Genomic DNA, 20,766 nt, shown 5'->3' with positions numbered 1-20,766 from the left:
GTTCTGCGTGTTACGATATTTTGCAATAATTGCAACCAAGCGACTTAGCGCGCTTTCTTACTATTGTACAATACCAGAAAACCCCTTTCTTCTCTCGTTCCTCCCGCGAACATAAGAGACAAGGCCGTACAAAGCTTTGAATACCGCTATTCGTTCTTCAAAAATGCAATGCTGCCTGGTGTTATTTTCTAAGGACATGTAAGTTATTACTAAATAATACAATAAACAAAATTTTATGTGTGTTTACCCAAAGCTGTTCAATTACTTTTATCAGCTAGGGTTCTGTTTGGTAATTTTTTATTTTGCCAACCTCGACCAACGCCTACAATGGCGTATCTTTCGGATATTATTTTCCTGGAAATGAGTGACTTAGGCACGCTTATGCGCAAGTGAGCTTCCGAAGAGTTGCTCCCCGCTTCCCACCACGTCAGGCGGCTTCCGGCTCGTGCTAATTTGTAACGCATTAACTGTCAACCCTTTTGGCGTATCAACATACTGTAGCGGGTCATGTGTACCGTTTTCCGGACCTGAAAACGGTTATGGCCAAGGCCTCGCCCCGCCGTTCCGGCGACGAGCTGGCGGGCATTGCGGCGCAACGGAGTGTAGAACGGGTCGCGGCACAAATGTGCCTGGCCGCGTTGCCACTGAAGCGCTTTTTGCAGGAGGAGCTGATTCCGTACGAAACCGATGAGGTGACGCGCCTCATTGCGGACACGCACGATGCGGAGGCATTTGCGCCGGTCGCCCACATGACGGTAGGCGATTTCCGCAACTGGCTGCTGTCGTCGGCCGCCACCACGACCGCATTGCAAAGGCTGGCTCCCGGTCTCACCCCCGAAATGGTGGCCGCCGTCAGTAAGCTCATGCGCTTGCAGGATCTGGTGCTGGTTGCCAGCAAGTGCGAGGTGGTCACGCAGTTCCGCAATACGTTGGGGCAACATGGTCATTTCGCGACGCGCCTGCAGCCCAACCACCCGACCGACGACCTGCGGGGCGTCGCAGCTTCGATCCTCGACGGCCTGTTGTACGGCTGCGGCGATGCGGTCATCGGGGTCAATCCGGCCACCGACCAGCCCCGGACGGTCCGGCGCTTGCTGGAGATGATGAACGAAATCCGCGAACGGTTCGATGTCCCGACACAGACGTGCGTATTGGCACACCTGACGACCACCCTCCCCTTGCTGGAAAGCGGGGCACCGGTCGATCTGGTTTTTCAGTCCATCGGCGGCACCGAGGCGACCAACCGCAGCTTCGGTGTCTCGCTCGCGATGCTACAGGAAGCCTACGAAGCGGCGCTGTCCCTGCACCGGGGAACTACCGGGCAAAACGTGATGTATTTCGAAACCGGACAAGGCAGCAGTCTTTCGGCCGGAGCGCACCACGGAGTCGATCAGCAAACCTGCGAGGCCCGTGCCTACGCCGTCGCCCGGCAGTTCAAGCCCCTGTTGGTGAATACCGTGGTGGGGTTTATCGGTCCGGAATACCTCTACGATGGCAAACAGATCACGCGCGCGGGCCTGGAAGATCACTTTTGTGGCAAACTGCTCGGCCTGCCGATGGGCTGCGACGTATGTTACACCAACCACGCCGAAGCCGACCAGGACGACATGGACGGTCTGTTGACCCTGCTGGCGACGGCGGGGTGCAACTTCGTTATCGGCGTGCCGGGTGCCGACGACGTGATGCTCCACTACCAGAGCACCTCTTTTCACGATGCTCTGTACGTGCGCCAGTTGTTGGGCCTCCGCCCCGCGCCCGAATTCGAAGCGTGGCTACAGCGCATGGAGATCATGACGCCCCAACTTCAGTTACGTTCCATTCCGCCTCACCACCATCTGCTGGCGGGGCTCACCTCACCCTCGTAAAAACGACGATGCATACGGAAGACGGATGGGAGCATTTGCGCGCGTTTACCGCCGCCCGCATTGCCCTGGGCCGGGCCGGTGGCAGCCTGCCTTCCACGCCGTGGCTCTCGTTTCAGTTGGCCCACGCCCGCGCCCGCGATGCGGTCTGGTCGGCGTTCGACCTCAAAGCGATGCGCAAACAACTTGAGCCGCTCGGATTGAGTGTGCTGTCGCTGCGCAGCCAGGCCACCGACCGGGCCGACTACCTGCGTCGTCCCGATTTAGGGCGGAAGCTGCAAGAAACGGCCGACGAAGCCCTTAGCCAATGTGCGGCCCCTTCGGACGTATGTTTCGTGGTGACCGATGGGCTGTCGTCCTATGCCGTGGCCGAAAACGCGTTTCCGTTTCTGGAAACCCTGTTACCGCTTTTGATTCAGGAGGGTCTGCGGGTAGGACCGCTGTGCCTCGTCACCCAGGGACGCGTGGCCATCGGCGACGAAATTGCCGTGCAGTTGGGCAGCCGGCTCGTGGTGGTGCTGATCGGCGAACGGCCCGGCCTCAGTGCGCCCAACAGCATGGGCATCTATTTTACGTACCAGCCCCACCCCGGCATTACCGACGAGAAGCGCAACTGCATTTCGAACGTGCGCCCCGAGGGGCTGCCTCCCACTGCCGCCGCCGAAAAACTTCATTACTTGTTGCGAGAAGCGTTCCGGCGTAAACTCACGGGTCTGGCGTTAAAAGACGATCAGGAACTTCGCCTGAGATGACCACGCCACCATTTTTCCAGAAAAAATTACCTCTCGGGAAGCACCCTCCTCTCCCCGCAAGGCCGAGCACCAGACGCATCTCCCTGATAATCAAACACTCTCCATTCGGATTCTACTTGTTCCTGCCCCGACAAGGCGCTAACGCTTTCCAGCCAAAAGTCCGGTGTTTTACGGACGTTTCGCCCCTGAAAGCCGCCCGAACAGCGACTTCCTTACACCTAGCCCCGAGGCCATGATGAAGAGCGGCTGCTTTGGAGAAAATAAATAAACCTGTTTTGGCAAGGGAACCTTATTCCTTTCGTTTCTCTTCTGATTCTTACTCAGTTTCAGCATTCTTTTTAAGGAATTGGCCTTCTGATGTTCTATCCTTGAATTTTATTTATCTAATTTGGCAGGACTCGACCTACAGCCTATTCCAATAAATCCTTAGTTTCTGTTTAATCACACCTACATGAATTCCAAAGTTCGCTTTGTCTCTTCTCAAAAAACCGAGTTTTTTCCTATCCTGCGTAAACGTGTTGATCAGTATTTCCGTGATCACAACCTCTCGCAAAAAGGCAACGAGAAGGTGATCTTGAAAACGATCGTCATGTTCGCGCTCTATTTTGTTCCTTACTTCATGATCATTTCCGGCGCATTCCCACTCGGTGTGATGTGGTTGCTGGCGTTGGTGATGGGGCTGGGCATCGCGGGCATTGGCCTGGCGGTGATGCACGACGCCAACCACGGCACCCTCTCGGACCACGCCTGGATCAACCGTTTTTTTGGCTATAGCCTGAACGTGATCGGCGGCAATGCCTTTACCTGGAAAGTTCAGCACAACGTGTTGCACCATACCTATACCAACATCCACGAGATGGACGAAGACCTCGATGCCGGCATCATCGTGCGGCTTTCGCCCCACGCGCCGCATTACTACCTGCACCGCTACCAGCACATCTACGCCTTTATGCTTTATGGGCTGGTGACGCTGTCGTGGGTGTTGTTCAAAGATTTTATCAAGATTACGCGCTACAATAAAATGGGCCTCACGGCCAAGCAACGCGCCAATGCCTCGGTCGAAGTCGGGGTGATTATCCTGACCAAGCTGCTCTACGTAGCCTACATGGTGGTGCTGCCGCTGGTGCTGCTCGACATTACGTGGTGGCAGTTTCTGATCGGTTTCATGACCATGCACCTGACAGCGGGGCTGATTCTGAGCCTGGTGTTTCAGACGGCGCACGTGGTAGAAGAAACCCTCCACCCGCAGGTGAACGCCGAAGGCTGCATCGAAAACCAATGGGCCATTCACCAGTTGGTGACTACCGCTAATTTTTCCCGCAAAAACCGTCTTTTGTCCTGGTATGTCGGCGGCCTGAACTATCAGGTAGAACACCATTTGTTCCCCAACATCAACCACATTCACTACCGGCCCCTCTCGGAAATTGTGAAGGCGACGGCGGCCGAGTTCGACCTGCCGTACCACGATCAGCCCACGTTCCTGAAGGCCATCCGTTCGCACGCGCGTCTGCTAAAAGAGTTAGGCAAGCCGGTTCCGGCAGTGGCTTCGGTACGCCCGAAAGCCGAAGCCGTCATGGCCGACTAACCTGCCAGCCAGTGTTCCAGCAGGTGGCCTACGGCGTAGGCCACCACAGCTGCGGTGACACCCAACAGCACCGTTTCGAGCACGCCACGCCACGCACGTTTTTCGTTGACGCGGCTTTTAAAGAAACCAATCAGTGCGAACGCAATTAAGGTAAGCCCGGAGGAAATTTCGAACCTCCGGGCTATTTCTATGGTGAACGCGTAGTCGAGCACGTACACCAACAGGGGAATAAACCCCACGATGACAAAGGCGACGAACGTAGCCAGCGCCATGCCCAGGGCCGGCTTGTTCGACGGAATCATCTCCAGTTCTTCTTTCATCATCACGTTGACCCAACGGTCACGATCGGCCGTAATCACCTCGACCACCTTCTCCAGAAGCTCGCCTTCGAACCCTTTGCCACGGTAGATTTCCCGAATCTCGTCGCGTTCCTGTTCCGGAAGCTGATCGACCTCATCGTATTCGATCTGGCGATTTTTTTCGTAGGCATCCCGCTCGGCCTGGTGCGACAGGTAACTCCCGACCGACATGGAAAAACCATCGGCCAGCAGGTTGGCAAACCCCAGAATCAGGATGATGGAGGAATCCAGCCCCGCTCCGGCCGAACCGGCCACTACGGCAAAGGTGGTGATGCTGCCGTCGATGCCGCCGTAAACAAACTCGGCCAGGTAGTCCTGATACCGCCCCAGGCCCGTAGGCGTGCCGTGAAGTTGGGGTTCGTCGTGAGATGTGTGCATGCACCCAAGCTAGTAAAGCTGCCGCAGGGATGAAAATTTCTGTCTTGATCACTTCTGCCTCTCCCCCACGCAGTTGTTTTTGGGCTGAGACGTCGGGCGGTAGTGTTGAACTTGAAATTCTTTTTCTTTTGCAACCTTGTTGCATTTACTCACGTTGCATGTATATTTGCTGTACAGGACAAGCATCGCTTCATGAAAAGTTGGTTACGTAACACATCCCTGCCTGCGGGTCGAGCCGTCGGAGCTGCGCTTGTTCTGTTACTCTTGTGGGGCTGGTCACGGCCCGCGACGGCTCAGTCTTCTTCTGCCGAGTGTCGGCTGTCGATTTCCGGACAAGTCCTGGACGAGCACGACGGCTCGGTGCTGGAATTTTCAACCCTTTATATCCACGATACGGGCAAAGGCGCTTCGGCCGATGCCGAGGGTCGTTTTCAACTGACAGGCCTGTGCCCGGGCACGTACCACATCACCGTAAGTCATATCGGGTGCAAGCCGCTGGACCGCACCCTTCAGCTTACCTCCGACTCTTCGTTTGTATTTCGGCTGGAGCACCACGCCGAACTGTTGCAGGAAGTGGTAATCTCGACGCGGCCCGTGCCCATCGCACCTGTGCAAACAGAAGTTACTCTGACCGGGCGCACCTTGCAGGAAACCCGCGGCCAAGCCCTTGGCGAAGCCCTGACGCGTCTGCCCGGCGTCAGCGTACTGCAAACAGGACCGACGATTTTCAAGCCGGTGATTCAGGGCCTGTACGGCAACCGCATTCAACTGATCAACAACGGCGTACGCCTCGAAAGCCAACGCTGGGGTACCGAACACGCACCCGAAATTGACCCGTTTCTGGCCAACGAACTCAAGGTTGTAAAAGGCGCTTCGGCGGTGCGCTACGGTCCCGAGGCCGTGGGCGGTGCCATCGTCGTCAATCCGCCTACCCTGCCGACCGAAGCGGGCCTGCACGGCGAGGCCAATCTGATCGGCTTTTCGAACAGCCGTGGGGGCGCGGCCTCCGCTTCGCTCGAAGGCGGCCTCAACCGCCTGGAGGGATTTGGCTGGCGCATCCAGGGCTCGGGCAAACGGACCGGCGACTGGCGCGCGCCCACGTACCTTCTGTCGAACACAGGCGTGAAAGAATTGAACCTGACGGCCGCCGCGGGCTATCAGCACGACCGCTGGGGAGTCGACGTGTACGCCAGCCGGTTTTCGACGGAACTGGGCATTTTGCGCAGCGCGCACATCGGGAACCTTACCGACCTGCAAGACGCACTGGAAAGCGGAACACCGCGCTACATCGCCCCTTTTACGTACGCCATTGCCAATCCGCGTCAGCGGGTTGCCCACTTGCTGACCAAGGCGCGGGCCTATTACCAAAGCGAACACAGCGGCAAATGGTCGCTGCAATACGGCGGGCAGTACAACAACCGGCGCGAATTCGACATTCGCCGGGGTGATCGGTCCGACCGACCCGCGCTGTTCATGCAACTGGCAACCCATACCCTGGACCTGAACTGGGAACAGGAACGACATGCCCATTGGCGACACGCGGCGGGCCTGACCGGTACGCTGCAACACAACCGCAACCGGTCGCTCATTACCGGCACGCTGCCGTTGGTACCCGATTTTCTGACGCGCTCAGTAGGGGCATACTGGATCGAGCGCTACGTCCGCGATCGCTGGGAACTGGAAGCCGGCCTGCGTGGCGATTACCGCTGGCAGCAGGTGCTGACGTTTGCGCGCAGCGCAGGATCGTACACCGCCGATTCGCTGATCCGACCGGTCTATCACCTGAAAAGCCTTTCGGGAAGCGTGGGAGCGGTCTATCACGTGGACGAGGGCGTAGTGCTACAAAGCCAGTTGGGACTCGCCTCACGTATGCCGACGATGAACGAACTGTACAGCCAGGGGCTACACCACGGCACCGCTTCGCTGGAACGGGGGCCTGCCATCTACACTGCCGACCCGGCGGTGGGCGTCAATCCCGACACCGTCTTCCGCAACGAACAGGCGTACAAATGGATCAATACCCTGACGTACAAACGCCCCCGCCTGTCGGGCGAGTTGAGCGCTTATTTTCAATACATTCCCGGGTTCATTTTTCTGCAACCGCAGGGCACGGAACTGACCATCCGGGGCGCTTTTCCGGTATTCCATTACCAACAGACCGACGCACGGCTGCTGGGCGCCGACCTGAACGTCACCTACAACCTGACGTCCCGGCTGGTGCTGACCGGGCAAGGCGCTGTGGTACGGGCACGCGACCTGCTCCGCCGCGATTTCCTTCCCTGGATTCCGGCCGACCGGATCGGCGGTTCGCTGACGTATCAATGGCCCCAGCTCCGGCAACTTCGCAACCTGTATCTGTCGGTCGGTACGTCGCACGTCCGGCAACAGACCCGGGTCCCCACCAACCGCGAACACCTGAACTTTGGACTGGAGACGCCACCCACCGTCCTCGACTTTGCCGCTCCACCACCGGCGTATACCCTCTGGCGACTTGATGCCGGCACCACGCTGCCCCTCGGCCCCCACCAACTGGGCGTTACAGTTTCGGTGACCAACCTGCTCAACACCCGCTACCGCGATTACCTAAACCGCCTACGTTACTACGCCGACGATACCGGCCGTAACCTGACCATTCGCCTTCATTATAGTTTTTAGTATTTCAACTTTTCAACTCCCCTTTTCTATGCGTACCCCTTGGAAACCAGCCGTTCTGGTGACTGCCCTCGTGGCGCTTGGCGTCTCTTGCACCAAAAACAACGATCCGGAGCCGGTCAATCAGGAAGAAGAAATCACGACCATGCACCTGATGTTTACGGAAGTCGGCAACGCTGGCAACACGTTTACGGTTTCGTACCGCGATCCGGACGGCACGGGCGGCAATGCCCCCACGCTCGATTCCATTGTGCTGGCCACCAACACCACGTACCAGGTCGAAATTCAGCTGCTGAACGAGTCTGATCCGAACGACGTAGCCGACATTACGGCGGAGGTACAACAAGAAAGCGACGAGCACTTGTTCTGCTTCGAGCCCGCCAACCTCAACCTTGTGGTGGAACGTACGGACAGCGACGGCACTTACGAAGTGGGCATCACGTCCGAATGGACTACCACCACCGCCAGCGAAGGCAGCATCCAGATTCAACTGCGGCACCAGCCCGGCGTGAAAGACGGCTCCTGCACTCCCGGCGAAAGCGACCTCCAGGTGACGTTCCCGGGTCGTATCCAGTAATCAACCTGTCTCCTAAAAAAGGCGCTTTTCAGAAGCGCCTTTTTTATACTAGGACGGGCGCAAACCGGTGCGTTTGGAACCAATAACCCTCTTTGTGTACTTTCCCGTACCTAGAGAGTACCCAAACGTTTCGGTTTACATGAGTCATTCGCACGCCCACGGTCATCATCACCACGGTCACGGACATCAGCACGGCCCCCACGAGCAATCGGAGTCGAACTTGCGGCTGGCCTTTTTCCTGAACCTGGGCTTCACGTTGTTCGAGCTGGTCGGCGGCCTTTATACCAACAGCGTGGCCATTCTGTCCGACGCGCTGCACGACCTCGGCGATTGCGTGTCGCTCGGCCTGTCGTGGTATTTGCAGCGCGTCTCGAAACGCGGGCGCGACGCCACGTTCTCGTACGGATACCGTCGTTTTTCGCTGTTGGGCGCCGTCATCATCTCGCTGGTACTTGTCGTCGGCTCGGTCATCATTCTGTTCGAAGCCATTCCGCGGCTTTTGAATCCGGAACCGCCCAAAGCCGGGGGGATGATCGTGCTGGCCATTGTCGGAGTGCTGGTTAACGGAGCCGCCGTTTTTCGACTGAGCAAAGGCGAATCGCTGAACGAGCGGGCCGTAAAGCTGCATTTGCTCGAAGACGTGCTTGGCTGGCTGGCCGTGCTGGCCGGTAGCATCCTCATGTATTTTTTTGACCTGCCAATTCTCGATCCGTTGCTCTCGGTCGGCATCGCGCTGTTCATCCTGTTCAACGTATACCGCAACCTCCGCGACAGCTTCCGCATCTTTTTGCAGGCCACGCCAACGAACGTTGACATTGATGCGCTCCGGGAGCAGATCCAGAACGTGGAGTCGGTGCAGGAAGTCCACGACATCCATGCCTGGAGCCTCGACGGCGCTTACAACATCCTGACCGTTCACCTGAAAGTAAACGACGCCACGACGTTCGAAGAGTCAGTACAGATCCGCAATCGGGTCAAGCAATTGCTGAAAGACGCGGACCTTCAGCACGTGACGGTGGAAGTGGAAAAGGAAAGCGAAACCTGCGACCTGCAACATTGTTAGCACAAAAAAAGCCGATCCCGGTCAGGAATCGGCTTGGGTCGTCGTAACGTTCTGATTTACTTCAGGTATTTCTTCAGGGCACGCGTGGCCGCCACAGCCGCAATCCCTCCTAATACGTAATAGCCTACGGTCATGACCTGGGTTTCGGTCGTCCGGTTGGTCGGTGCGTCGCCCAGTCCCAGTTTTCCGGGGAGAATGAGGCCCCCGAGACCGGCACCCAATCCCAGCAACACCCCTTTGGCCCAACTGGTCCCCGCCAGGCTGTAAAACGTCGCGTTGGCCATCAGGTCACCGCTCAGCGCCATGCCCCGTTTTGTTTCCGCATCGGGTTGCTTAAAATCCGTTCCACGGATGATGCTGTTGATCGCACGAATGCCTACCAAATCGATCCGCGGCGCCTGAGGCACCACCTGGCGTATGGATTCGTGGACCGCGGTAAGCGCTACGGCGCCGGCCATTCCACCGAGGAAAGAGGCCGATATAGGAGATCTCATAAGAAAAATAAGTTATATGGTTAAGATGAAAGGCACTTGTAATGGGTTACCGTACGGTTGAACGTAACTGCGGCGTTTTCGTTGGGTTCGGGTGCGGATCAGCCCCACACCAGCGGTGGTACGGCACCCGATTCCGTTAAAAAGGTGAGAAAAGCCTACAAACGCAAAACAACGATATACACGCGGTGTTTCGAATTCATAGGGATTCGCTTACATTTATCGAAGTGCAGGAACGTTTTAGAGGTGGAAAGTGCTATCCGTTTTTGATGACGGGATGCAAACTCGCCACCGGTATTTTTTGAATCAGACGTCGCTCATGAGCGCAAAAATAGGCATGAAGCCCGTGAGGGCATGTTTTTGGATCGTATGCTGGCTGATGGGCATGGCCACGACGGTCTGTGCGCAACCAAAGCGACACTTGTTCAACCAGGTCAACACCAGCCAGGGGCTTTCGCACAACCAGGTCAACGCCATTTTTCAGGACGACCGGGGGTTCATCTGGTTCGGCACGATGGCGGGGCTGAACCGGTACGACGGCTACGGTTTCAAACTGTTTCAGCACGACCTGAACGATACTACCTCGCTGAGCGACAATTACGTACAGCAGATTCTGGAAGCGCCCCACAACAAAATCTGGATCGGTACCACCGGTGGCGTAAACCTCTACGACCCCCTTACCGAACGCTTCGACCGCCACCCCGAACGCTTTCTGGCGTCGCTGGGCATTCCGAACGGTTCCATCAACGAAATCCACAAAGATCGCCACGGCCGTTTCTGGTTCGTTCATGCCCAACAGGGCCTGTTCCGCTACGATCCGGCGCGGCAGCAGACCCGCCACGTGATCGCCACCTCGCCCGAGGCGCCGTCGCAAACGCTGCAACACCTGGCCGAAGACCAGGAAGGGAACCTCTGGGTGATCCATGCGGATGGCCTATTAGAAAAGATCGACGGGCAAACGCTGTCGGTCATTCAACGCAATACGCAACTGTGCCGCTACTTTGGCGGCGAATTGCTGACCTACACCCTCTACGCCGATACGGACAACGACCTGTGGATTTTGCCGACCTATACCCCCCGGGGCGTGCTGTATTTTAACACCACTGACCAGACGATCCGTCCCCTGCACGAAAACACGCCGGCGACGCCCCTCAGCACCAATGTGGTGCGGGTCATTACCCAGGACGACGAAGGGGTGATCTGGATCGGGACCGATCACGGCGGCATTAACCTGATCGACAAAAGCGATTTTTCGATTCAGTACCTCTGGAATACCGAAGGTGACCCCAAAAGCCTGGCTCAGAACAGCATCAACACGTTTTACAAAGACCACTCGGGCATCATCTGGGTAGGCACGTTTAAAAAAGGGGTGAGTTATTACCACCAGCGCCTCGGCAAGTTTCAGCTCATCACGCACCAGGTGGGCAACCCCGCCAGCCTTCCCTACGACGACATCAACCACTTTGCGGAAGACGCACAGGGCAACCTCTGGATCGGCACCAACGGCGGCGGCTTGATTTACTACGACCGAAAACGCGAACGATTTACGCAGTTTCAACACGATCCGAACGATCCCTACAGCCTGAGCAGCAACATCATCGTCAGCCTGATGATCGACCATCGGGAGCGGCTCTGGATCGGCACCTACTTCGGCGGCCTGAACTGCTTCGACGGCAAACGGTTCATCCGCTACCAGCACGACGCCAGCGACCCCTATAGCCTGGCCGACGACCGCGTCTGGGAGATTTACGAAGACCGCGACCACCAACTCTGGGTAGGCACGCTGGGCGGTGGGCTGGATCGGTTCGACCCGCAAACGGCTCGGTTTATACACCACCGGAATCACCAGCCGAACGGCATCAGTTCGGACTACATTTCGGCCATTGCCGAAGACCAACAGGGCGACCTCTGGCTCAGCACAGCATTCGGCGTCAGTGTGTTGCCGCACGCAATCCGGGAAAAGCGCCCGCCCGCCATTCACGAGGCCGGCGTGTCGGAGTCGTCGGTGGAGTTTCAGAAGTATTACCACCCCAACAATTCGCCGAGCAGCAACAACAACGTATCCATTCTCCGCGATCACCGGGGGCGCATGTGGGTCGGTAGCCGCGAGGGGCTCAACGTATTCGACGACGAATTGCACCTGTTGCGTACGTTCCGCAAGGAAGACGGGCTGGTCGATAACGCCATCCTTTCCATTCAGGAGGACACGTTGCACGACCTATGGGTCAGCACGCCCAACGGTATCTCGCACTTGCAACTTGGGCAGGACAGCCTGATTGCGCAGATCACCAACTTCGACGAGTCGGACGGGTTGCAGGGGCGCGCTTTCAACGAAAATGCAGGATTTACCACCAGCCGCGGCGAGCTCTTGTTTGGTGGGGCCGATGGGTTTAACATCATTCAGCCGCCGGTGCTGGCCCCGCCGGCCGAACAACCGCCGGTCGTGCTGACGCACTTTTCGATCTTCAACCGGGAAGTTGGCATTGGCGAAGCACCGCACGATCGGCCGGTCCTTTCCCGCTCCATCACCGAAACCAAGAAACTGACGCTTACGCACCGCGACAACGTCTTTTCGTTCGAATTTGCCGCACTGAGTTACTACCATCCAGAACGGAACCGCTACGCTTACAAGCTGGAGGGATTCAACGACGACTGGCTGCTGACCGACGGCAAAACCCGACGCGCCACCTACACCAACCTGGACCCCGGTGAATACACCTTCCGCGTGAAGGCCGCCAACGGCGACGGCACCTGGAACGAAGACGGCGTACGGTTGGCCCTCACCATTCTTCCGCCGTTCTGGAAAACCAAAGCGGCGTATGTCATTTACTTTATCCTGCTGGCGGCCGTTCTGGTATTGGCCCGGTACATGACCCTGAAACGGGAACGCTTCCGCGTCAGCCTGGAACACGAACGCCGGGAAGCGCGTCGCCAGCACGAGATGGACCTGATGAAAATCCGGTTCTTTACGAACGTAAGTCACGAATTCCGCACTCCGCTTTCGCTCATCCTCACCCCCATCGAGAAGATGACGCGCGAGGCGCGTGATCCCGACCAGCAGCGGCACCTGCAACTGGTGCAGCGCAACGCCCGCCGCCTGCTCACGATGGTGAACCAGCTCCTGGATTTCCGGAAACTGGAAGAACAGGAAGTGGCGCTGCATGCTAATCAGGCCGACATCATCGCCTTTTTGGAAGACGTTACGGAAAACTTCGCCGACCTGTCCGATCAGAAACACATCGGTTTCTCGTTTTCGTCCGCAGTGGAAAAGCTCGACATGCTGTTCGACGGGGAGAAGCTGGAGAAAATCCTGTTCAATCTGTTGTCCAACGCCTTTAAGTTTACGCCCGCCTACGGCAAAGTGGAAGTCAGCGTAGCGACACGGAAGGTCGCCGACGCCGCGTGGCTCGACATCCACATCAGTGATTCGGGCATCGGCATTCCGCCCGAAAAGCAGGAAAAAATCTTCGAGCGGTTCTTCCAGCAGGAACTGCCACCCCACCTTTCCAACCAGGGAAGCGGCATTGGGCTGGCCATTACCCAGGAGTTTGTCAGGTTGCACCACGGGCACATTGCCGTCCAGAGCGAGCCGGAAAAAGGCAGTTGCTTTACCGTTTCGCTGCCCATCCGCACGCAGGAGGCCGATGCGCTGGTGCGCCATACGTCTCCTCAGCCGGTGCAACTGCTGTCCCCTTCGGCCGACACACTGCCCCACGCCGGTGCAAAACCCGCTAACGGAACGCGCAAGCCTACGGTCCTCCTGATTGAAGACCACGAAGATTTCCGTTTTTACCTGAAAGACAACCTGAAGGCACACTTCCACATTTTGGAGGCCAGCAACGGCCGAAAAGGCTGGGAGATGCTTCAGGAAACCACGCCCGATCTGGTGGTGTCGGATGTTATGATGCCGGAGCTGGATGGAATCGAGCTGTGCAAGAAGCTGAAACATACGCCTCAAACGGCGCACATTCCGGTCATTCTGCTCACCGCCCGCGCCACCGATGCGCAGCGGCTAGAAGGCTACGAAGTCGGAGCCAACGACTACATCACCAAACCGTTCAACTTCGAGATCCTGCTGTCGCGCATTCGAAATCTGCTGGGGCAACAGCGCGCCCAGCGGGAAGCCTTCAGCAAACGGATTGCCGTGCAGCCCAGCGAGGTGGAGGTACTCTCGCTCGACGAACGGCTGGTGCAAAAGGCCCTGAGCCTAGTTGAACAACACCTGGCCGACCCGGACTTTACGGTCGAGCAACTCAGCCAGGAATTGGGCATGAGCCGCGTTCACTTTTACAAGAAAATCACGTCCCTCACCAACCAGACACCGCTGGAATTTATCCGCACCGTGCGGCTCCGGCGTGCGCAGCAACTGCTCCGCGACAGCCAACTGACCGTGGCCGAGGTGGCCTATCGGGTGGGCTTCAACAATCCCAAAAATTTTTCCCGGTACTTCAAACAAGAGTTCGGCGTATTGCCCTCACAATACGCTACCCAAACCGCCGATTCCTGACACCGGAGTTTCCCTGCTTTTTCGGCCAAGTGTTCGGCTGCGTTTATTGGGGTCATAGCATGAACTTTGGCGTTGGCATCACCTGGCCAGGGACAGCATTTTGCTTGCACTATTCCGCGATACCGACACTACATCACTTACACTTCGCATGGTGGTTCCGGTGAGGCCCTGAAGGGTATCCTTAGCCGCAACCACGCTTAAAATCGGGGCTTACGGACGAAAAAAGTAAGCTAGTTAACATTTCGACCCCCAATCGGAAACATTCGCATCCCCTCGTACATCATGATTCCCGGTACTTTCACTCGTCTATACAAAACCTATTTTCCTCCACCACCACCATGATCGGGAAATTACGCCGTCGACCTACTGCCGCCGCGTTTTTGTTGTACCCCTCTCTGCTCCGCGCCACGTGGACGCTGAGCCTCCTTCTGTTGCTGTTCCCGTTCAGTTCTTACGCTCAAGTCGAAAAACAATCAGACGGCATTCTCCTGCGGCTTCCTTCTTCCAAAGGGAACTCGGCCCGAACGCTCCGTTTGCAATGGATTACCGACCGCATTGTCCGCGTGACGGCCAGCCCGGCCGCGACGCTACCCGATCCGGCCAGCTTGATGGTGGTGGCGCAAACACAAGCTACCCCCGACTGGACCCTCGACGAACAACGCCAACAAGTGGTATTGCGCACCGCAGCCCTGCAAGCCTCCGTCAACAAAGCGACCGGTGAGGTTACGTTTCGCGACGCGCAGGGAAAGGTGCTGTTGCAGGAAGGTGGCGAAGGCCGGCAGTTTCGTCCCGTTACACTGGAAGGAAATACGCTCTACCAACTTCGTCAGGACTTTCGCACTACCCCGGACGAAGCCTTTTATGGACTGGGACAGCCGCAAACCAACCTGATGAACTACCAGGGCAAGACCGTGGACCTGGTGCAAACCAACTCGCAGGTGGCGGTACCATTCCTGGTGTCCAGCAAGAAGTACGGTTTGTTGTGGGACAATTATTCCATTACCCGGTTTGGCGACCCGCGCCCTTACCGGCCGCTGTCGGATCTGCGGCTGTACGACAAAAACGGCAAAGCCGGTGGCCTTACCGCCACGTATGCCTCAAAAGATCAACCTGATAAGGTATATACTCAGCGTACAGAACAAGAAATCGACTACGAATTTCTGGACTGTCTGGACCGCTTGCCGAAGGAGTTTCCCATGCAGGAGGGCCTGGTCACCTGGGAGGGGGAAATTGCCGCGAACACAACCGGCGAACATCTGTTTCTGATGACCGTGGCGGGTTACGTCAAGGTCTGGATCAATAACGAAGAATTGGTGGATAGGTGGCGGGAAGCCTGGAACCCAGGCCCTGAACTGTTTGCATTCGCAATGGAACAGGGCAAAAAGTACCCCCTCAGAATTACCTGGGATCCGGATGGGGGGCAGTCGTTTCTTTCGATGAAATGGCTCCCCCCGCGACCCGCCTCTGCCCAACATCAATTCTCGCTCGTTTCCGAAGCGGGCGAGCAACTCGACTATTACTTCGTGGCAGGCGACAATTTGGACGAGGTGATCAGCGGGTACCGTCACCTGACGGGCAAGGCGCAAATTATGCCCCGCTGGGCGATGGGCTTCTGGCAAAGCCGCGAACGCTACAAAACCCAGGAAGAAGTGCTGAGCACCGTGCAGGAGTTCCGCAAGCGCCGCATTCCGCTCGACAACATCGTCCAAGACTGGTCTTACTGGAAAGAAGACCAATGGGGCAGTCAGGAGTTCGATGCTACGCGCTTCCCCGACCCGAAGGGTATGATCGCTCAGCTCCACGGCCAGTACCACACGCATTTTATGATTTCGGTATGGCCCAAGTTTTACGAAGGCATCGAGAATTACCGGAAGTTTGACGAGAAGGGCTGGCTCTATACCCAAAACATCAAAAACCGGCAGCGTGACTGGATCGGGCAAGGCTATGTCTCCACGTTCTACGACGCTTTCAATCCGGAGGCTCGCCAGTTGTTCTGGGAGCTGCTGAGCGAGAAACTGTTCAGCAAAGGCGTAGACGCCTGGTGGATGGACGCGTCTGAACCCGACATTTTATCCAACGCGTCGATCGAGCACCGCAAATCGCTGATGAACCCCACGGCCCTGGGTTCGGCCACGCAATACTTCAACGCCTATCCGCTGGTGAATGCACAGGGCATTTACGAAGGCCAGCGGGCCGAACGCCCCAACCAACGGGTATTTACCCTGACACGCTCGGCCTACGCGGGCATTCAGCGCTACGGCGCCGCTACATGGAGTGGCGACATCGCGTCCCGCTTCGACGAAATGGCACGGCAAATTCCCGGCGGGTTGAATTTCGCGCTTTCGGGCCTTCCCTACTGGACGACCGACATCGGCGGCTTCTTTGTGGAAAACAAGTACGATCGCCCCGCCCCGCAGGGCGAAGCGCTGGAAGAATGGCGCGAGCTAAATACCCGCTGGTACCAGTTCGGAGCGTTTTGCCCGCTGTTTCGTGTCCACGGGCAGTTTCCATACCGTGAGATTTACAACATCGCGCCCGAAAGCCACCCCGCCTACCAGAGCATGCTCTACTACAACCGGTTGCGATACCGGCTGATGCCCTACCTCTATTCGCTGACGGGCCAGGTCTACCACCAGGATTATACGTTGATGCGGGCGCTGGTCATGGACTTCACCGCCGATCCGAACGTCTATAACATCGGCGACCAGTTCATGTTCGGACCCAGTCTGCTGGTTAGTCCAGTCACCACTTACAAAGCCCGCGAACGCACACTTTACCTCCCTGCCGCCACCGGCTGGTACGATGCCTATACGGGCAAGCACCAACGCGGCGGGCAGTCCATTACGGCCGAAGCACCGCTGGAACGCATGCCCCTTTTCGTGAAGGAAGGCTCCATTGTGCCGTTCGGTCCCGATTTGCAGTACACTAGCGAAAAGCCGGCCGACCCCATCACACTCTACGTCTACACGGGGCAAGATGCCGCCTTTACGTTGTATGAAGACGAGGATACTACCTACGCCTACGAACAAGGCGCGTATGCGACCATCCCGCTTGAGTACAAGGAGTCGACCGGCACCCTGACCATCGGCTCACGCCAGGGCGAGTTTCCGGGCATGCTTCGGGAGCGTACGTTCCGGGTGGTGTGGGTAACGCCCAACCGCCCCAAAGGCTGGGAAGATAATCCGGCAGTAGATCACACCCTTACGTACCGGGGCACCACGCAAACCCTCAAACGACCATGAATTCAAGAGCTTACCTATACTTTTTTCAAACTATTACCAATCCTATCCAAAACATCTACATGAGTATGCAAAACAGTTACCGAGCCAGGGATTTCTCTCGGAGAAATTCATCGGCAAGCCCCTGGGCGATGGTGGCCTTCTGCCTGCTGGCGCTTCTGCTGCCATTGGGCGCGACCATTGCTCAGACCACTACCTACCGCGTCAACGGTAAAGTGACCTCACAGACCGATAGCGAAGGTATTCCGGGCGTCAACATCATCATCAAGGGTACCACCACCGGAACCACAACCAGTTTCGACGGTACGTACTCTATTCAGTTGAAAGAAGGCGATGTGCTGGTCTTCTCGTCCATCGGGTACGTCAACCAGGAAGTCAATCCCAACGGCCAGAGTGAACTCAACATCCAGTTGGCCGAAGACGTAGCCATGCTGCAAGACGTCGTGGTGGTGGGGTACGGCGAGATGAAGCGTAGCGACATTTCGAGTGCACAAACCACGATTGACTCGAAGTCCATCCAGAAGACGGTGAACACGACCATCGACCAGGCCATTCAGGGCCGGGCCGCCGGGGTCTATGTGACGCAGAACACAGGCCAGCCCGGGGGGGGCGTGTCGGTGAACATCCGGGGCGTCAACTCGCTGACGGGTTCGAACGAGCCGCTCTATGTGATTGACGGTGTGCAGGTGCAGCCGGGTACGGTTTCATACGGTTCGACCAGCTCGGTCAACCCGCTGGCCGGTCTGAACCCTGCCGACATTGCTTCGATGGAAATTCTGCAAGGGCCTTCGGCGACGGCCATCTATGGATCGCGCGGCACGAACGGGGTTGTGCTGATCACCACCAAGCGTGGACAGGCAGGCGAAACCAAGGTGAGCTACGGCTTCCTGTACAGCTTGCAGGACAAACCCCAGGAGCTTCCTTCCATGAATCTGCAGCAGTACGCGCAGATGTACAACGAGATTCGGACGCTACGGGGCGAAACTGCCCCCATCGAGTTCCGCGATCCTTCCATCTTAGGTGCGGGTACCAACTGGCAGGACGCGCTGTTCAAAACCGCTCCCCTGATGAAACACCAGGTGAGTCTGAGCGGCGGTAGTGAGAAAACCACATTTTACCTCTCCGGCGAATACTTCGACCAGGAAGGCGTGGCCATCGGTTCCAGCTTCGACCGGTACAGCGTGCGCGTCAACGTCGACAACCAGACCCGCAAGTGGCTGAAACTCGGCATGAATCTGAACGTGAACCAAACCAACGAACAACTGGCCTCCACGCAGGAGAACGTTATTCTGAACGCCCTGCAACTGGCCCCCAACATTCCGGTCAGAAATCCGGACGGTACGTGGGGTGGTGCCGATGCCGCCAACGGACAAAGTGTGCAGTTCACGCCGCTTAACCCGGTTGCCATTGCCAATCTGATCAGCAATACCCTGATGAGACGGCAGGTACTCGGCGGCTTTAACGTCGACATCAACATCCTGAAAGGTCTGACGTTCCGGACTACCCTGAACGGGAACATCCAGTACTCGGACGGTCGCTACTTCATTCCGACCTACCAACTGGGACTTAAGTCCAACGACGTCGCCAGCCTGAGCGTGACGAGCGACAACAGTCTGTACTGGAACTGGAACCAACTGTTGGAGTACAAAACCACCATCGGCAAGCACGACATCGGTGCGATGATCAGCCACGAGGCCCAGGAGTCGCGCTGGCAGCAGATTACCGGTTCGCGTACCGGCTTCCTGTCCAACGACGTGGTCGACCTGCCGCTGGGGAACCAGCAGAGTGCCAACAACGGAGGCGGTCGCAGCCAGTGGGCCATGGAGTCGTACTTCGGACGTCTGAACTACACGTTCAACAGCCGCTACATCGTACAGGCCGCCCTTCGGGCCGACGGCTCGGCCAACTTTGGTCCTGAAAACCGGTGGGGTGTTTTCCCCTCGGCGTCAGCTGCCTGGCGGGTGTCGGAAGAGAGCTTCATGCAGAGCATTCCGGTCATCAACGACCTGAAGATCCGCTACGAAACCGGCTTAACGGGTAACCAGGGCAACGGTAGCTACATCTACGGGCCGCTGGCTTCGGTCACGACTCCCTGGGGACCGGGCTTCCGCCTGAGCCGCTACGGCAACCCTTACCTGCAGTGGGAATCGACCATGACCAACAACATCGGTTTCAACCTTAGCTTGTTCCAGAGCCGCATCCAACTGGAAGGTGATTTCTACGTCAAACAGACCGAAAACCTGTTGCTGGAAAACCCGCTTCCTGATTACATGGGAACCGCTGGCGAAGGTGCCATCGGCCGCCCCTGGGTCAACATCGGTGCGATGCAAAACCGCGGTTGGGCCTTTACGCTGAACACGATCAACATCGACAACGGCAACTTCAGCTGGAATTCCAACTTCAACATCTCGGGCAACAAAGCCAAGGTCACAGAATTCTACTCTGAAACCGCTTCGCTCAACCGCATCGCGTGGTACATGAACAACTGGAACCAGCGCTCGGTCGTGGGTCAGGCGCCCTGGCAGTTCTACGGCTACGTGCAGGAAGGCATCTTCCAGTCGGTCGACGAGATCAACAACAGCGCCATTCCGGCCGACAACAACGGCAACCGTCGGGAAGTGGCTCCCGGTTCGATCTGGGTAGGCGACGTGAAGTACAAAGACCTGAACGGCGACAACATCATCGACGAACGCGACCAGACCTTCATTGGCAACCCCTGGCCTAAGTTCACGATCGGCTTCACCAACACTTTCGCCTACAAAGGGTTCGACCTCAGCATCCTGCTGACGGGCGTCTACGGCAACGACGTGTACAACTACCTGCGTTTCATCCAGACCAACCCGAACAACATCAACCTGGGACGCAACCTGTTTGAAGAAACGTTCAATTACGCCCGCGTGGAAGGCGAAGGCACCGCCGCTCAAGTGACCAATCCGGGTACCAACATTCCCCGCATCACAACGGCAACTGTCAACGGTCAAGGCGAATACTTCACGGACTACTTTGTTGAAGACGGTTCTTTCCTGCGCGTGAAAAACATCCAGTTGGGTTACAACCTGCCGCAAACGCTGATGGCGAAGCAATCGGTATTGCAAAGCGTACGACTGACGGCTGGTATTCAGAACCTGTACACCCTCACCAAATACAAAGGATACGATCCCGAAGTAGGGGCGTATGTAGGGCGCGACGTCGATACCAACTCGCAGTCCATCGGTCTCGACTACGGTCGTTACCCGCTGACGCCGGTGTACACTTTTGGAATCAATGCTGATTTCTAAAACAACCTTTTCTAAATCAAAGA

Annotated in this window: 11 protein-coding genes; 9 read left to right on the top strand and 2 right to left on the bottom strand. The window is 57.2% G+C overall.

From position 1 onward, the window contains the following. The first annotated feature begins 479 nt into the window (after positions 1-479). From BLR44_RS05165 to BLR44_RS05155, 3 genes are all read left to right on the top strand, one after another. Entirely contained in the window at positions 480-1,865 is a 1,386-nt protein-coding gene (locus BLR44_RS05165; RefSeq protein ID WP_089679945.1) for an ethanolamine ammonia-lyase subunit EutB, read from the top strand. 8 nt (positions 1,866-1,873) lie between these two features. Then, positions 1,874-2,614 (top strand): ethanolamine ammonia-lyase subunit EutC, encoded by a 741-nt coding sequence (eutC, locus tag BLR44_RS05160; protein WP_089679943.1) that lies wholly within the window; start codon positions 1,874-1,876, stop codon positions 2,612-2,614. Positions 2,615-3,065: 451 nt separating this feature from the next. Next, positions 3,066-4,199: a fatty acid desaturase family protein gene (locus BLR44_RS05155; protein ID WP_089679941.1), complete on the top strand. Its 1,134-nt coding sequence runs from the start codon at positions 3,066-3,068 to the stop codon at positions 4,197-4,199. Here BLR44_RS05155 and BLR44_RS05150 read toward each other — a convergent pair. Further along, a complete protein-coding gene (locus BLR44_RS05150; RefSeq protein ID WP_089679939.1) occupies positions 4,196-4,936 on the bottom strand; it encodes a VIT1/CCC1 transporter family protein in 741 nt (246 codons plus the stop codon). The genes BLR44_RS05155 and BLR44_RS05150 overlap by 4 nt on opposite strands. Positions 4,937-5,128: 192 nt before the next feature. Between BLR44_RS05150 and BLR44_RS05145 the strand changes: the two genes are divergently transcribed. The 3 genes from BLR44_RS05145 (at position 5,129) to BLR44_RS05135 (ending at position 9,228) form a co-directional block, all read left to right on the top strand. Continuing rightward, positions 5,129-7,591 carry a TonB-dependent receptor gene (locus tag BLR44_RS05145; RefSeq protein WP_089679937.1) on the top strand — a complete coding sequence of 821 codons (2,463 nt, stop codon included), beginning with the start codon at positions 5,129-5,131 and terminating at the stop codon, positions 7,589-7,591. 28 nt (positions 7,592-7,619) lie between these two features. After that, positions 7,620-8,165, top strand: coding sequence for a hypothetical protein (locus BLR44_RS05140; RefSeq protein WP_143017129.1), 546 nt, complete (start codon positions 7,620-7,622; stop codon positions 8,163-8,165). 139 nt (positions 8,166-8,304) lie between these two features. Continuing rightward, on the top strand, positions 8,305-9,228 hold the full coding sequence (locus tag BLR44_RS05135) for a cation diffusion facilitator family transporter (RefSeq protein WP_089679933.1): 924 nt from the start codon (positions 8,305-8,307) through the stop codon (positions 9,226-9,228). 56 nt (positions 9,229-9,284) lie between these two features. On the opposite strand, the gene BLR44_RS05130 is transcribed toward BLR44_RS05135, so the two are convergent. After that, the gene (locus BLR44_RS05130; RefSeq protein ID WP_089679931.1) at positions 9,285-9,722 is read right to left on the bottom strand and encodes a hypothetical protein; all 438 of its coding nucleotides are present in this window, start codon (positions 9,720-9,722) and stop codon (positions 9,285-9,287) included. Between the two features lie 343 nt (positions 9,723-10,065). On the opposite strand from BLR44_RS05130, the gene BLR44_RS05125 reads away from it, so the two are divergent. From BLR44_RS05125 to BLR44_RS05115, 3 genes are all read left to right on the top strand, one after another. After that, positions 10,066-14,226 (top strand): hybrid sensor histidine kinase/response regulator transcription factor, encoded by a 4,161-nt coding sequence (locus tag BLR44_RS05125; RefSeq protein WP_245705979.1) that lies wholly within the window; start codon positions 10,066-10,068, stop codon positions 14,224-14,226. Between the two features lie 338 nt (positions 14,227-14,564). After that, the gene (locus BLR44_RS05120) at positions 14,565-17,468 is read left to right on the top strand and encodes a TIM-barrel domain-containing protein (protein WP_089679929.1); all 2,904 of its coding nucleotides are present in this window, start codon (positions 14,565-14,567) and stop codon (positions 17,466-17,468) included. A gap of 128 nt (positions 17,469-17,596) precedes the next feature. After that, entirely contained in the window at positions 17,597-20,743 is a 3,147-nt protein-coding gene (locus tag BLR44_RS05115; protein ID WP_245705978.1) for a SusC/RagA family TonB-linked outer membrane protein, read from the top strand. Positions 20,744-20,766: the final 23 nt, after the last annotated feature.

The organism is Catalinimonas alkaloidigena, from assembly GCF_900100765.1.
Lineage (GTDB): Bacteria > Bacteroidota > Bacteroidia > Cytophagales > Flexibacteraceae > Mooreia > Mooreia alkaloidigena.
Note: the sequence above shows the minus strand (reverse complement) of the source record. Positions and strands in the feature narration are given on the sequence as shown.

Excerpts from the sequence above, each read along its gene's own strand:
- eutC (WP_089679943.1), top strand. The coding sequence starts at position 1,874 with ATGCATACGGAAGACGGATGGGAGCATTTGCGCGCGTTTACCGCCGCC.
- BLR44_RS05155 (WP_089679941.1), top strand. The coding sequence starts at position 3,066 with ATGAATTCCAAAGTTCGCTTTGTCTCTTCTCAAAAAACCGAGTTTTTT.
- BLR44_RS05150 (WP_089679939.1), bottom strand. The coding sequence starts at position 4,936 with ATGCACACATCTCACGACGAACCCCAACTTCACGGCACGCCTACGGGC.
- BLR44_RS05145 (WP_089679937.1), top strand. The coding sequence starts at position 5,129 with ATGAAAAGTTGGTTACGTAACACATCCCTGCCTGCGGGTCGAGCCGTC.
- BLR44_RS05140 (WP_143017129.1), top strand. The coding sequence starts at position 7,620 with ATGCGTACCCCTTGGAAACCAGCCGTTCTGGTGACTGCCCTCGTGGCG.
- BLR44_RS05135 (WP_089679933.1), top strand. The coding sequence starts at position 8,305 with ATGAGTCATTCGCACGCCCACGGTCATCATCACCACGGTCACGGACAT.
- BLR44_RS05130 (WP_089679931.1), bottom strand. The coding sequence starts at position 9,722 with ATGAGATCTCCTATATCGGCCTCTTTCCTCGGTGGAATGGCCGGCGCC.
- BLR44_RS05120 (WP_089679929.1), top strand. The coding sequence starts at position 14,565 with ATGATCGGGAAATTACGCCGTCGACCTACTGCCGCCGCGTTTTTGTTG.
- BLR44_RS05115 (WP_245705978.1), top strand. The coding sequence starts at position 17,597 with ATGGTGGCCTTCTGCCTGCTGGCGCTTCTGCTGCCATTGGGCGCGACC.